Here is a 13,977-nt window from a genome sequence, read left to right as displayed (position 1 = left end):
TTTAGTTCTCCTTTGAGGCCGGAACCTGTTGAAGGTGGTTGGTGTCAGTGGTTGTTTGTCCTACGGGTTGTGCCGGATAGATACAGCAGGGAATGCGGTTGTAGATCCACTGTCCCAGAATCGGGTCCGACGTTTCAAAGGATGCCGTTGTCAGCATGTTGGCGTTGGACGTAAAAGCCCCCCCAAGCTCCGGTGCTGCCAGCGATTGTTCCGGGAACCACCAGCCGTAGTCGACATTGACGACATTGTCTTTCATGATGACGATGCTTAAGGTGAAGCTTGTTTTGCCGTGCGGGGTCTCGACAACGACCTGCTGGCCGTGCTCCAATCCCAGCGATTCCGCGGTTGCTTTGCTGACTTCTGCCTGCGGGACCGTGCCCGGTTTTTTCAGCGTTTTCAGCCAACGAAAAGAAGAGGCCCAGTGGGGTTGCTTGCGGCCACCGGTGATCAATAACAGGGGAAACTCGGCTGATGCGCCCGGTTGCGATTGATGAACCGGTAGCGGTGAGCTTCCGACCTCGTTGAGCACCTCGCAGTACAGCTCAATTTTGCCGCTGGGGGTGGCAAAGCCCGGCTGACCGTTCTTTTCATAGCTTTCGTATTTACGGTATTCCGGAGCTGGCGCATAAATACCTGTTTCGCAGAAGGATTCCCACGTCAGGCCGAGGGGATTAAGGATGTTGTCTAAACTGGTGGTGAAATCCTCCCACGGCCAGAATTCATCTTGACCACAAAGCAGCCCCAATTCACGCCAGAAATCGTAATCACAACGACGCTCATGGAGAGGCTCAATCGCTTGCGGACCACCGTAGGCGATATTGGCAACGCCGGCATTGGTCTGTAAGACCGGGCGTTCCAGGCTGCCGGCCATCGGTAGCACATAATCCGCCAGGGCGGTGACCGAATTGGGAAACAGTTCCAAGGCGACCAGCAGGTCGAGACTCTGTAACGCTTTAGCGATCAGCTCGCTGTCCGCCTGACAGATCAATGGATTGCTGCCACTGACGATCATGGCGCGAATAGGATAGGGCTGACTCTCAAGCATCGCCCGCCATACCAGGTTGGGTTGCGCCGATGTCAGATAGCGTGCCGGAAGCTGCTTGCCATGCTGCAGGGTATAGCGGGTCAGACGCTCGTACCCTTCAAAGGTTTGTAGCTTGATTTTATCCCGGCCAAGCTGTTTCTGGCGTTGCTCGGCAGGCAGCCGGTCTGTCAGCTCAAGGTCGATTTCAGGGATATATTCGGGCATCTCCGACAGGTAGGAAGCGCCGGGACGATCAATGTTTGCGGTCAGCCCTTTCAAACAGGCGATGGCACGGTGGACCTGAACACTGTTGGCGCCGATCTGATCAATGCCGCGGCCATGAAAGATCGACGCCGAGTTTGCATGAGCGTAGAGTTGCGCCGTCTGGATAATCTGTTGGGTCGTCAGCCCGGTGATCTGCGCGACATGTTGCGGGGTATAGTCGGCAACCTGTTGCTTGAGTTGCTCGAAACCATGGCACCACTGTTCAACGAATTGCTGCGGGTAAAGTTCTTCAGCGATGATGACATGCAGCATCCCCAGTGCCAGTGCCGCATCAGTGCCGGGATTCGGTGCCAGCCAATGCGTGGCCAGACGGGCGGTGCGGGTTTCTCTCGGATCAATCACGATTAACGGTTTGCCGGTGAGATTGTAAGCCAGGACCTGACGCCAGAAAAGCGAGTTGTCCGATTCCGCCGGGTTTACCCCCCAAAGGATGGCGCAGCCGGTTGTTTCCGGATCAATTTCGTTTTCCAGTGGCCAGCCAAAGGTGAGGCTGTTGACCCAGATCGACGGATTCCAGCAGATCTGTCCGATGCCGACGTTGTTCGGACTGCCGAACAGGTTCATAAAACGGTGCAGGGGCCAGAATGTTGTGTGTGGACCGCCGATGGAGGTGGCAAGGGTTTCGGCACCAAAATTCTCGCGCAGGTGCAACAGTTTTTCGCTGATCTCATTGAGCGCCTGCTCCCAGCTGATTTGCTGCCAGCGGTTTTCTCCGCGCTCACCGGCTCGTTTCAACGGGTGGTTGATCCGTTGCGGGTGATTGAGGAATTCAAGATTGCTATGAAAGCGCGGACACCCTTTGACGATGCCGACGTCGTAGGGGTAGCGACTCGGGTCCGGTTGCAGGCTGACGATCTTGTCATCCTCGATCTGTGCTTCAAGTCCGCACAGATAGCTGCAGAGGCGACAGTTGGTTTTTGTTGTGCGGTTTGGCATGAACGGGCTCCCTCGCTTGGAAACGAAACCAGAGATTCTCTAAGCGACAGTTTGGGGTTCAGTGTCCTCTGTCAGTAGCTGTATGTTTTGTTGTCCGCGCTCACCGCTCCACATCCCTTCTAATTGCTGTTGGAGTTCGTCATGGTTGATACGCATGTTGAACACCAGCTCGAGAATGTGAACGATTTGCGGTTGAGAAAGAGGGTGTTCGTGATCGGCGTAATGTGCCGTCACTTTTTTTTGTCCTGATTCGAGGCGCTTGACGCATCCCATACAGGCACTGACGCAGTACGTGGTGCTGGTTTGGCGGAATTCTTCAAGGCGCGTTGTGGCTCTTTGATCACTGAGTGGCGCGTCGACCATCGACACCAGCCCTCCGGCACCACAGCAGATCGTTGACGCGTTATGGTGGGCCATTTCGATCAGCGTATTGCCATCGAGCAAGGTGCGGATGGAACGGCCGATCTGGCCACTGTGGCGATCTGGGCAGGAGTCGTGAACCGTGACCGGATCATCCATGGCGGCAACCCTGATTCCGGCTTCGACCATCAGGTGGTAGAGAGAACACACCTCAATTCCGTCAAATTTGTCGTGCAGGTGATAAAAGCAGTTGGGGCAGGCCGTGACGATTTGCTTTACTCCTGCATCCATAAACTCTTTTTCAAGGCGATCGATGTGGCGTGAATGACGCTCGCCAAGACCGATGCTTGCCAGGGGCAAGCCGCAACATTGCTCGTTGAGACCGACTTCCATGCCTTGTTGCTCTAACCAGCTATAGGCTGTTCGTGTCAGTTGCGGTGCATAACTGGACAGAGTACAGCCGGGGAAAAACACAACCGGACTCTTTGTGCGATGCTGTTTTTGATAATCGATCTGCCAGGTTTTGCGATACAGGCTGAACAGGTGATGCTTATGATCAACATGCAGCACCCGGTAGTCGTCGCTATTGACCATGCGGCCCCGGACAAACAACTCGCGGGCGACCAGCATCAGCTTGTTCGGCTCCAGGCCCAATGGACAGTTATGGCCGCAAAGTCCGCATAACGAACATTTTTGAATCGCTTCAACGAACTCGTCTGGGTAGGTACCCTGCTCTGAAAGAATTTTGGCGATCGCCACCGGCGAAAGATTCAATCCTGACAGCACATCGCATTCCTTAAAGCACAGTCCGCAGGAAACGCATTGTTGGGTAAATTGTTGGAGGATCTCTTCTGTCTGACAATGTGAATTTTTCATTGTCTCCTCACAGCGTTTCAAGAGAGTGGACCGATTGCGACGCTTTTGCCTGCCATTCAGCAGGCAACTCATTCAGTTGCGTCAAGTCGAGAGCCGCATAATCTTCAGGACGATTAACATTTTGGAATGCCTGCTCAGCATGTGGAATGTGGCGATATGCGCTCACCGGAAGGAAATAGGTCCAGATGTTACGGAGGAAATTCTGTATTTTTTTGTCGCCGTGCGTGATGGCCTGTTCCAGTTGTTGCAAACAGCGGCGATGGTAGAGCGCGTGGAGTGGTTCCATCCCTTTATCGCTCACAGGAACAACCGCATCGTAGGTTTGGGTCGTTTGGCACAACAGGTTGATCAGTGGCGGACTCAGAAAGGGCATATCGCAGGGAACGACAAAAATACGTTCGGTATTGCTGGTGCTCAGGGCTGCATGAAGCCCGGCAATAGAGCCGATTCCCGGATAGATGTCTTTCTGGCAACGACAGTTCAAAAATGCATATTCGTCAGGCGTATTGGTGATGAGGATCACTTCGGGAAAAAGCGCCGACATCGTCTGGTAGGTCTTTTCGATCAGACAGATGCCGCCCAGATCAAGCAGCGCTTTATTGCGTCCCATCCGTGTTGATTTCCCACCCGCAAGGATGACACCGGTAATCGATTCCTGTTGCGTTCTTTTTTCCGAGATCGCATCGCTGTCATTGTTGTGTAACGACTGCGTTGTCTGGGTTGGAAAAATTTCCTGTGAAGCGTCCACAGAGGCGTGGGACTCGGGATGAAAGCACGTTTGAATCACTGATTTCGATAAGTCCATTGCTTGTCCTTGCTCAATAACGAATGAGAGCGCCGTTGCCGTTTCTGTTTACTGAGTTCAGTGATAAGAATGGCAAGGATCGTGCCATCTGCTCAAGACAGTGCCATGAGGCGCTGAAGCACGGCGATGGCTGTCTGACAACTGTCTTGGTGGTGGGGTGGTGCATCCCCGCAATGCTGTTTTCTTTTGAGACTGAAAAAATCAGCCGTCTCATTTTGCGACGACGTCCCCGGTTTCGATGACATGGCCTGATGGTCACGAGAGTGTGCGTAGAATCGGCCGGTTTGCTGTCTGGTGCAGGGGACTCATTGCAACATGACGACCTTTCTGCGTTGCCCTCATGTTTTTGTGTTCTGCCAAGGTACGATGATTGCAACTTCGGCAGTGACGGCAATTTTATGAGAAAGAGATGAATCAATGAACAAGAGGGGAAAGGTAAGTGGAAATCATGATGAACAAAGTCTGCATCTATGGTGTTGGAGCCGTCGGTGGTTTTATCGGTGCTCTATTGGCGCATCAGGGCAGTGATGTCAGTGTGGTCAGTCGTGGTGCGACCCTCAGTTCGGTAAAGGCCGATGGGGTACGACTGCTGATGGATGACGAGATCATTGTTGCACCTGTCCGCGCCTCAGACAATCCGCGTGATCTTGGTGTTCAAGACCTTGTCATTGTTGCTGTCAAAGCCCAGTCGATGACCGATGTCGCTGCAAAGATCTCACCTTTGATCGGCCCGCAGACTGTGGTCTTAACCGCCATGAATGGTGTGCCCTGGTGGTTTTTTCAGCGACCGGGTGCAGAGTTTGAAGGGATGCAACTTGAATCGGTTGATCCCGGCGGGAAGATTGCCGCTGCGATTCCTGCGGACCGAGTGATCGGTGCTGTCGTCCATGGCAGCTTTACCTCAAACGGGCTTGGCTTCAGTCGTAACAATTTAGGCAAAAAGCTCATTGTCGGCGAACCCGATGGTTCAGATTCCAAACGTTTGAAAGCCCTGGACACACTGCTGTCAAAGGCTGGAATTGAGATCGAAACAACCGCCTCTATTCAGCAGGAAATCTGGTACAAACTGTGGGGGAATATGACGATGAACCCGGTCTCGGCGCTCACTGGCGTCACCTGCGACAAAATCCTTGATGACCCGTTGGTGAATCGTTTTTGTCTTAAAATTATGGCCGAAGCGGGGGAGATCGGTGCCCGAATCGGTTGTCCCATAAGCCAAACCGGTGAAGAGCGCAATGCCGTAACGCGCCAGTTGGGAGCATTCAAAACTTCCATGCTGCAGGACGTTGAGGCAGGGCGCTCTCTTGAACTGAATGCATTGGTGGCTGCGGTGCGAGAAATCGGACAAAAGGTCGGTATCGCCACTCCCGAAATAGATACATTACTGGGTTTATCCCGTTTGCATGCTCGGCGCAGGGATTGTATCCCGATGAGGTTTCACAACGTTAATTCTACTGAATCTGTGAATGAATTGCCGGCAAACGTCCGAGCACATACTTTATTGTTGAGCGTTCAGTCACGGGTCTGACTTCAATTTGGAGGAAAGAGATGAAAGAAAAGATCGATGAAATTTTGAATGCGTTGCGTCCTTCAATAAACGGCGAGGGTGGGACGATGGAACTGACGGCCATTGATGACAATGGTACCGTCAGTTTATGGCAAACAGAGGATGAATTCTCTCCTGAGCATGTGGTTTGGATGCATCGGCTGCAGGTAGAAAGAGCAATCAAGAAAGAGTACCCGGACGCGGTTGTAAAGATTGATATGAATTTTGATCTGAAATTGTGAAGGGACCGTCCGATGGCCGCCGGCAGCGGGGTGGTTGTGTCGGTAAAGAAGGCACTGAGCGAATAAGTGCCAATAGCTACAGCCTTGGACTCTGGTTGGCGGTTATCTCCGCGTTTGGTTTTTCCTTTAAGGCGATTCTGATCAAGCTGGCTTACGCGTTGCCGCAACAGGTACCTGTCGATGCCGTCACCCTGCTAATCTTGCGAATGCTTTTTGCGCTGCCTTTCTTCCTTTTGTTATTGAGGTCTTCAGGACATCAGGGGCGCAACTTAAACCGCAAGGATTTAGCTGTGGTCATTATTCTCGGGGCGGTTGGTTACTATGGCGCCAGTCTGTTTGATTTCTTGGGTTTAAAGTATGTTTCCGCCGGATTGGAACGGGTGGTTCTGTTCAGCTTTCCCCTGTTGACCCTGTTTTTTGATGCTATTTTCAGTGGTCGAAAGATCAGGAGCTATGAGTGGCTGGCGGTTGTGATCTGTTATTGCGGGATCGGTCTGGCATTTGTCCACGATATGGACGTCTCCGGTGTACAGGAGGAGGTTTGGGTTGGCGGTGGGCTGGTCTTTCTGTCGGCGCTCTGTTACGCATTTTATCTCTCCGGGGGGCGGCACCTGATTGCCAGGTACGGATCTTCCCGATTCGCCTGTTTAGCACTGGTTGTTTCCACGGCAGCAACTCTGCTTCATTTTGCCGTCAGCCACCCGCTAAGCGATCTGGTCCAGCCTTGGCAGATATACCTGCTGGCCTTTATCATGGGAACCTTTTCCACGGTGATGCCGGTTCTTACCCTGGCTGCTGCGGTTCGCCGTATCGGCAGTTCGCCTGCAGCGCTGATCAGTAGTCTCGGTCCGGTTCTGACGATCTTTTTCAGTTGGCTGATATTGGATGAAGCGGTTTCGTTGTTGCAGATGGGCGGGACGCTGCTGGTGATCGGTGGTATCTGGCTGGTTGGTAAAAAGGGGCGTCAAGCTGCTGATTGAGGATCGCAAACAGGACCAGAGTCTTCTCGCTGACTGGTGAAAAACAGCCTGTGACGTCCATGGCGGGCGCTATGTGTCACAGGCTGTTCATGTCATACCGCAAAAGATGTCAGAAGTCTGTTGAGAAGCCTCCGGATCGATTTTTTTTCAACAGACTGCTAGAGAAGCAGTCTGTGACGAACGGCTTTCGGTGCGTGCGAGATCAGTGAGGCCAACAGAAAGGCCACCGTGACGCTGGGGATTGCCGGCAGCCAACCGTGATGGGCGAAGCCGACCAGAACCAATTTGAACAGGGTTGAGAGGCCGAAGACTTCGCGCAGAAATTGCCGATGTCTGATCGCTTCGGAACCGAGCAGTACCATTCCGCTTACCACAGTGAGCATCAGGGAGATCCTCCAGGCGGGTGAATCTGTCGCGCTTAGAACATAGGTTGCCAAAAAGATTGCCGCGCCGAGTTGGTGTAAGGCCCGAGAAATGAGCGAGACATAAACAAAGCAATAGGGTCTGTCGGCAATCACACCAATTTTTTCATCGTTTTTCGCCTTTTTTGACCCAGCCCTATTTCCTTGATTCATTGCTTCCACCGATCGCGTGTATTTGGGCATGTGCATGTCTCCCTTCGAGATTCACTGTGATAATTTTTACTGAGCATGGTGTTGGTGAGGTGTGCTCAGGTAGGTATCGATAATAAAGTCGCTAACTTTGTCTGGCTGGTTGATATCAAGCACCGGCAGTTGCGTTGTCAGATCACAGTCCGTTGCGACAGCGATAAAGTTTTCGGCATGTTGCTGTTGGAACAGGGGAGTATGGCCAACTTCAGAGCGGTAGACTTCTATTTTATTTGGCGCACTTTCCTTCCACCCTTCAACAATGACAATATCCATCTCTGCATAGTAGTCTGAAATAATACTGCTGACGCTGGGCGCACTTTGATGCTTTTTGATAAGCGCCAGGGTGCTGCTGTCAGAGATGCCGGTGATTGTGGCTCCCGCTTGCGTCATCCGCCAGGTGTCCTTGCCGGGTTTATCGATTTCAAAACTGTGCCCGTCGTGTTTGATGGCACCGATTTTATACCCTTTATTGCTCAATAGTTCGATAACTTTAGTGACCAATGTGGTTTTGCCGCTTCCGGAATATCCGGCAAAAGAGACAACAGGCGGCGATTTTTTGTGTCGGGAATGGACCTCGGCACAGTCGGAGGGGTCGCCTTTGATCTTGGCGATGCCATGGTCGACGGCAGGCCACACCGCTTCAAGATTTTCCAGCGCAGCTTTCGGACTCCCTGGAAGATTGATGATCAGGCAGTTGCTGCGGATTCCGGCGGTGGCTCGAGATAAAATGGCCATGGGCGTTTTGGCAAGACTTCTCTGCCTCATCAATTCTCCGAACCCTTCCAGCTCTCTTTCGAGGATACTTCTGGTTGCTTCAGGAGTCACATCCCTGGGGGAGACACCGGTTCCACCGCAGGTAATAACCAACTCGGCAATCGCGGTATCGCACCAGTTGGTCAGCTTGTCCTGAATCATCGAGAACTCATCAGGGATGATCTCCACACAGACGGTTTCGACCCCGTTTTCAGCCAACCACTCGCGTATCGCCGGCCCGCTGGTATCTTCTCGTTGGCCGATAGCACCTTTGTCACTTAGAACCAGTATCGCTGCTTTCATGCGTGAACTCTCCCCATGTTGTGGCTGGCCGTTTAGCAGGCTGTTGAAAAAACAGATGGGACTTTTTACCCGCCTGCTAGGCCTGCTTTTGATAGACGCCACTTTTCCCGCCGTCTTTATACTCCAGCATGGTGTTGCGTATTTCGATCGATTTATCCATCCCTTTGCACATATCGTAGATGGTCAGTGCGGTCAAAGAAGCTGAGACCATTGCTTCCATTTCCACTCCGGTGCGCTCATACGCTCTTACCGTTGCCCTGATGGTGATCAGTCCGTCATCGATGTTGACATCAAACTCTATCGACGCGTGATGAATGGCCAGCGGGTGAGACAGCGGGATCATGTCCGGCACTTTTTTGCTCGCCATGATTCCAGCCAGGCGGGCAACACCGAGTACGTCTCCTTTACTGGCAGCGCCCTCAATGATGGTGCGCAAAATGTCCTGCTGCATTTTGACCTGTGCCGATGCAATTGCAGTGCGCATGGTTTTCTTTTTTTCGCTGACATCAACCATAACGGCGCGGCCGTTTGTATCGAAATGATTAAAACTCATGCGACATCCTCGCCGAAATATTCTTTTTTGGTGACGGCTTCTGCTTTGATCCGGTCCAACAGGATAGCCAGTGCTGGTTTGACATTTTCGCGGATGTCTCCGGCAACAACCAGAAATAACACATCATCCCCGGGTTTCATCCGTCCGGAACGTGCTTCCATGGCGATTTTATAAATGCCGGGCATCTGTTCGACCTGGCGACAAATCTCTTCAGCTTTGGCCTGATCACAACGTATATCAATCTGTTCAATATCGCTGCCGTCTTTGCGCGACCATCCACGTACCACGCCATTGTGAACCAAGACCATACCGACATTCGGGGCAAAGTCCGGATCCTGTTTCATCTGTGCAATTGTTTTTGAAATATCCATGTCGACTCCTGTTTTGATCTGCCCGGCAGATCTTTTTGGGGTATTCGGGTGAAACTTATCTTTTGGTGATTTTTATGTTTAGCAACAATCAGGCCAAGGGGCAGAGGCGGTTTTTGACAATGATAAGGCTCGGTGTTGCGATGGTTGATTCATGTTGTTTTAAAAGATGTTTTTCCCTTTTATTCCAATTGGTTATTGGGGGAGTTGCCGGTGGTTGGCATGAGAAGGCGGTTGCCTTTGCAGGTTCTGGCCCGGTTTTTGAAAAGTTTGACAGATATGCAAACGAGGGCTTTCGTCAAAAACTGGAAGCTGGGTCATGAATGATTCTCGGTGATTTCAGAGATGATGCAAAAAACTCCAGTCTGACGAGAGGTGAAAGATTGAGTATTTGTAGACAGTTGAAGCCTTTTTGCAAAAAAAATAATTGGGTGCTGAGAATGACGCAAACACACGACAACAAGTTGTTTACTGGAAGAGGTCAGGATGGTTTCCGGTTCCCAGATTGAGAATCGGCCAAGTCTCAAATTGAGATGAGGTGGCCATATCTGTTGCTTGCTTGAAAAGCTTACTTTGACCAAAAAAATCGAAGGGTGATCAATGAATAGTGTGTCTCTGGAAAACGCGGTAGGACAGGTACTTGGGTATGACATCACCGAGGTTAATCGAAAGCAACACTATAAAGGCGTGGCTTTTAAACGCGGGCATGTCGTCCAAGATGAGGATTTGGATGTTTTGCGACGTCTGGGCAAGAATTACATCTATGTCTGGGAGGACATGGGAAATGATGTGCATGAGGATGCCGCAGCGCGATTGCTGGCGCCCCAGATTGCCGGTGCCAACATTCGTTACGATGAGCAGCCGCATGAAGGCAAAGTAAGTTTTTATGCTGAAAGCAGAGGGGTATTTAAAGTCGACCATGAGCGTTTAGCGCGAATCAATGGTCTGGTGGTCCCCTCGCTGCCCACCATCCATAACAACTTTCCGGTTGGTAAGGGGAAGCAGGTTGCGGCTTTCCGTATTATTCCGCTGACCTGTTCGCGGTCCATGATCAATCGTATTGAGGATCTGTTGCGTGAGCCGTTGATCTCTGTGCAGCCTTACCGCATCAAGACGGCGTCGATTCTGGTCACGGGAAGCGAAGTGTACACCGGTCGAATCGTTGATGACTTCACCCCGGTTTTGACGAAGAAACTCAAGAATTTGGGCGTTGAAGTGACCTATGCCACGATTCTGCCGGATGTGAAAGAACAGATCAGTGCCTCGATCAGAGCGGCTGCTGAAGATAGTGAGATGATTCTGATGACCGGCGGAACGTCAGTTGATCCGGATGATGTCACCGTCTGTGCCATGAAAGAAGCCGGGGTCGTTTTCCACGAAAAGGGCAACCCGATTCAGCCTGGGAACAACCTGACCATCGGCCGGGCCGGTAATGTTCCGGTCTGCGCCGTTCCTGCAGCGGCACTGTTTTTTGAAAAGACGGCTCTCGATATTTTTCTGCCGCGCATCTTGACCGGAGAAAACATCAGCCGCGAAGAGATTTCGAAATCCGGCCATGGTGGGTTGTGTCACTTCTGCCCTGAGTGCCGTTATCCAATCTGTCCGTTTGGCTGGGGGGCTGCATGATGAAAGATATCGCTGAACTACCATTACCTGACGCTCAACGTATTCTGATCGATGCGGCGCGACCAATGGCCACAGAAGTGATCTCAACCCGGTCAGCGCTGGGGCGCGTTTTAGCAGAAGATATCGTCACGCCTTATGCTTTTCCCGACACCCCCAGAAGTGCCGTTGACGGTTATGCCCTCAACCAGGTGGGGTTAAGCAACTACCAGATTGTTGCCACCCTCGGGGCAGGGCAACTTCCTGAGCAACCGCTTCATGCCGGTCAGGCCGCCGCTGTTATGACCGGAGCGACCGTCCCGCAAGGCAGTATTGCCGTTGTTCGGGTGGAAGACGTTGCTGTGGATGGAAATCTGCTGACCGTTCAATCCGAGGTTAAAAAGAAAGAGAATATCAACCGTATTGGTGAAGAGATGGAGGCGGGCGTTTGTATCCTGCAAGCCGGTACCCGACTGACACCGGTTAATTTCAGTGTGCTGTGCTGTGCTGGAATTGCCGAAGTGAAAGTCCATTGCCTGCCTCGGGTCGGTATTCTGGTTACAGGTGACGAAGTTCTTCAACTGGGTCAGACCCACAAACCCGGAAGTGTTTTCGATAGTAATCGTCATTTTCTGGTCAGTAGTCTGGCTCAATTGGGCATCGAGTGTCAGGTTCTCGGCCCGGTCAAAGATAACGAAGTCACCATCCGTGAAAGTCTTGAACAGTTGTCCGCACAATGTGATCTGGTGATCACCTCCGGTGGTGTCTCCATGGGCAAGTACGATTTTATCCGTCCCTTGCTGCAATCGAGTGGTTACCGGATGTTGGTGAACCGCACCAAAATCAAACCCGGCCGACCTCTGATGGTGGCCAGTAAGGACGACACTCTGTTTTTCGGTATGCCGGGATATCCGACTGCTTGTCTGGTCAATTTCTTCTATTTTCTCCTGCCGGCAGTCAAGCGAATGATGGGGTTGAATGATGTGCTGCCGCCAACACGCAAAGTGCGACTGGCCGATGATCTCAAGGGGCGCAAGGGCCGCTGGGATGTCTTGCGGATGCAGGTGAAGGGTGAGCCGGGCGACGTGTTGGCGTATCGTGCAGCGAGCCAGTTGACCTCGCACTTTATGAATATGGGGATGTGCGATGGACTGGTGTTGCTCGGCGGAGAATGTGATGGAATCAATTCCGGAACCGAGGTTGATCTGCTCGATTTCGCATTGCAGTTTTAAGGATGATGCCGATGAAAAAAATTTACCTGATCCTTATTTTTGTTCTGGTTGCGAACAGCGGATTTGCCGCTGAGTTGTTGGTTTTTTCCGGTGCCGGAATGCGTGTGCCGATGCAGGAGCTGGGCAAGAAGTTCAGTGACGAAACCGGTATTGATGTGGCGTTCGATTTTGACGGCTCAGGACGGCTCGGCAGCAAAATGTTGCTGGGGGTTAAGCCTGATCTGTTTATTCCCGGATCGAACAAGTGGGCACAGAGGCTGAAAAAAGAGGGGTTGGCTGAAGAATGTGTCGCCATTGCCTATCACATCCCGGTCATTATCACACCCAAAGGGAGCCACAAGGTTCAAAGCCTCAGTGACCTGACCCTGCCATCGGTCAAGCTTGCTTTGGGCGACCTTAAGGCAGCGGCAATCGGTCGCAACAATAAGCGCTTATTCGAAAAGGTCGGTCTTGACCCGGCCGCGATGAACATCGTTGCTCGTGGCATCAACGTCAAGCAGTTGGTGAGCTGGGTCGAAACCGGCAGTGTCGATGCGTCTATTGTTTGGGCCGCCGATGCCTTCCAATCCGGTCAGGTTGAAACGATCGCGATTCCTCCGGATGTTAACCAGATCGATACCATCCCGTTCTGCCGATTGAAGAGTCCTGGACATCCCGTGGAGGCGAACCTGTTCTGGCAGTATATGCTCGTTGAAGCACCGGCAGTCTTTTCCAGGCACGGGTTTAAAGCCATTAAACCTTAAGGAGACGAACATGTTTTATGCACAACTCAAAGAGAAGTTTACCACCTTGGTTCGGGAAGATTTCCTCCTTGGTGAAAAAATCAGCATTTCTGCCCGAATTTTGAAAAATGAAGAAGCCATCGGCAACCCGACCCGTCAGGATTATCCACTGCTTAAAGGCAAGGAATTCCTGATGGAAGCCTGTTTCAGAGAGTGCCGTGGACAAGCTTTTACTGATGCCCCTTGCGAGAAAATTTCGACTCTGGCCGATATTGTCGCGTTGCCGCTGGAGAACACCGAACAACGCGCTCTTTTTATCGCCAGTCTCAACGCTGTGATGCGTTACCTGAAGCCGGAACTGGCGACCGTGCACTGCCGTAACGACGAGCCGGAAGAGTGTGCCGGTGAAATAATCGGCCAGTTGCAGCAACAGCCCGTTGCCAAGGTGGGTTTGGTCGGCTTGCAGCCGGCGATTCTTGAACAGCTTGCAACAACATTTGGTGCAGAGAATGTCTTTTGCGTAGACCGTGATGAACAACAGCGTGGCTGTAGTAAGTTCGGTGTGCCGATCAAGTGGGGTGATGAAAAAGAGACGGCAACGTTATTTGAGCAAAGTGATCTGGTGTTGGCGACGGGGTCGACCGTGGTCAACGGCTCTTTGCCCGGATTGCTTGCACTGGCGGATGACAACGCTGTTCCCATCTGTTTTTTCGGCACCAGTATTGCCGGAACTGCCGAGCTGATGAATTTGAAACGTTACTGCTTCGAGGCCGCTTAGC

General features: G+C 52.0%; 14 protein-coding genes and 2 pseudogenes. 8 read left to right on the top strand and 8 right to left on the bottom strand.

Translation table 11 applies throughout. The features are described 5' to 3' along the window. Position 1 precedes the first annotated feature (1 nt). From DACE_RS03515 to mobA, 3 genes are read right to left on the bottom strand one after another with little or no spacing between them, the layout of a single operon-like run. On the bottom strand, positions 2-2,245 hold the full coding sequence (locus DACE_RS03515) for a molybdopterin-containing oxidoreductase family protein (protein ID WP_005998359.1): 2,244 nt from the start codon (positions 2,243-2,245) through the stop codon (positions 2-4). Positions 2,246-2,284: 39 nt separating this feature from the next. Further along, positions 2,285-3,481 (bottom strand): (Fe-S)-binding protein, encoded by a 1,197-nt coding sequence (locus DACE_RS03510; protein WP_005998357.1) that lies wholly within the window; start codon positions 3,479-3,481, stop codon positions 2,285-2,287. Positions 3,482-3,488: 7 nt separating this feature from the next. Beyond that, positions 3,489-4,286 carry a molybdenum cofactor guanylyltransferase gene (mobA, locus tag DACE_RS03505; RefSeq protein ID WP_005998355.1) on the bottom strand — a complete coding sequence of 266 codons (798 nt, stop codon included), beginning with the start codon at positions 4,284-4,286 and terminating at the stop codon, positions 3,489-3,491. 451 nt (positions 4,287-4,737) lie between these two features. Here mobA and DACE_RS03495 point away from each other — a divergent pair, with 451 nt between their 5' ends. From DACE_RS03495 to DACE_RS03485, 3 genes are read left to right on the top strand one after another with little or no spacing between them, the layout of a single operon-like run. Next, on the top strand, positions 4,738-5,814 hold the full coding sequence (locus tag DACE_RS03495) for a 2-dehydropantoate 2-reductase (protein ID WP_081449931.1): 1,077 nt from the start codon (positions 4,738-4,740) through the stop codon (positions 5,812-5,814). 20 nt (positions 5,815-5,834) lie between these two features. Then, positions 5,835-6,074: a hypothetical protein gene (locus tag DACE_RS03490; RefSeq protein ID WP_005998351.1), complete on the top strand. Its 240-nt coding sequence runs from the start codon at positions 5,835-5,837 to the stop codon at positions 6,072-6,074. Beyond that, the gene (locus DACE_RS03485; protein WP_005998350.1) at positions 6,071-7,054 is read left to right on the top strand and encodes a DMT family transporter; all 984 of its coding nucleotides are present in this window, start codon (positions 6,071-6,073) and stop codon (positions 7,052-7,054) included. The genes DACE_RS03490 and DACE_RS03485 overlap by 4 nt, the downstream gene beginning before the upstream one ends. Before the next feature lie 158 nt (positions 7,055-7,212). On the opposite strand, the gene DACE_RS03480 is transcribed toward DACE_RS03485, so the two are convergent. The 5 genes and pseudogenes from DACE_RS03480 to DACE_RS03465 all read right to left on the bottom strand — a co-directional run bounded on the left by DACE_RS03480 (position 7,213) and on the right by DACE_RS03465 (position 9,645). Further along, positions 7,213-7,659, bottom strand: a complete 447-nt coding sequence (locus DACE_RS03480; RefSeq protein ID WP_050769964.1) for a hypothetical protein — start codon at positions 7,657-7,659, stop codon at positions 7,213-7,215. A 36-nt stretch (positions 7,660-7,695) separates the two neighbouring features. Then, positions 7,696-8,199: pseudogene (gene mobB / locus DACE_RS18940) on the bottom strand (molybdopterin-guanine dinucleotide biosynthesis protein B); the annotation flags it as partial. Positions 8,200-8,241: 42 nt separating this feature from the next. After that, positions 8,242-8,721 (bottom strand): annotated as a pseudogene (locus DACE_RS18935) (MogA/MoaB family molybdenum cofactor biosynthesis protein); the annotation flags it as partial. Positions 8,722-8,797: 76 nt separating this feature from the next. Continuing rightward, positions 8,798-9,274: a cyclic pyranopterin monophosphate synthase MoaC gene (gene moaC / locus DACE_RS03470; protein WP_005998343.1), complete on the bottom strand. Its 477-nt coding sequence runs from the start codon at positions 9,272-9,274 to the stop codon at positions 8,798-8,800. Then, positions 9,271-9,645, bottom strand: coding sequence for a molybdenum cofactor biosynthesis protein MoaE (locus DACE_RS03465; protein ID WP_005998342.1), 375 nt, complete (start codon positions 9,643-9,645; stop codon positions 9,271-9,273). Before DACE_RS03465 ends, moaC begins: the two co-directional genes overlap by 4 nt. A gap of 74 nt (positions 9,646-9,719) precedes the next feature. On the opposite strand from DACE_RS03465, the gene DACE_RS03460 reads away from it, so the two are divergent. The 5 genes from DACE_RS03460 (at position 9,720) to DACE_RS03440 (ending at position 13,976) form a co-directional block, all read left to right on the top strand. Further along, entirely contained in the window at positions 9,720-9,965 is a 246-nt protein-coding gene (locus DACE_RS03460) for a hypothetical protein (protein WP_005998341.1), read from the top strand. 277 nt (positions 9,966-10,242) lie between these two features. Then, entirely contained in the window at positions 10,243-11,268 is a 1,026-nt protein-coding gene (locus DACE_RS03455; protein WP_005998340.1) for a molybdopterin-binding protein, read from the top strand. Then, positions 11,265-12,476: a molybdopterin molybdotransferase MoeA gene (locus tag DACE_RS03450; protein WP_005998339.1), complete on the top strand. Its 1,212-nt coding sequence runs from the start codon at positions 11,265-11,267 to the stop codon at positions 12,474-12,476. Before DACE_RS03455 ends, DACE_RS03450 begins: the two co-directional genes overlap by 4 nt. An 11-nt stretch (positions 12,477-12,487) precedes the next feature. Next, positions 12,488-13,219, top strand: coding sequence for a molybdate ABC transporter substrate-binding protein (gene modA, locus DACE_RS03445; RefSeq protein WP_005998338.1), 732 nt, complete (start codon positions 12,488-12,490; stop codon positions 13,217-13,219). A 10-nt stretch (positions 13,220-13,229) separates the two neighbouring features. Beyond that, complete coding sequence (locus DACE_RS03440; protein WP_005998336.1) at positions 13,230-13,976, top strand: Rossmann-like domain-containing protein; 747 nt, start codon at positions 13,230-13,232, stop codon at positions 13,974-13,976. The last annotated feature ends 1 nt before the right edge of the window (position 13,977 follow it).

Origin of the sequence: Desulfuromonas acetoxidans DSM 684 (assembly GCF_000167355.1) — a bacterium.
GTDB classification, from domain to species: domain Bacteria; phylum Desulfobacterota; class Desulfuromonadia; order Desulfuromonadales; family Desulfuromonadaceae; genus Desulfuromonas; species Desulfuromonas acetoxidans.
This window is presented reverse-complemented; position numbering and strand designations above follow the sequence as displayed.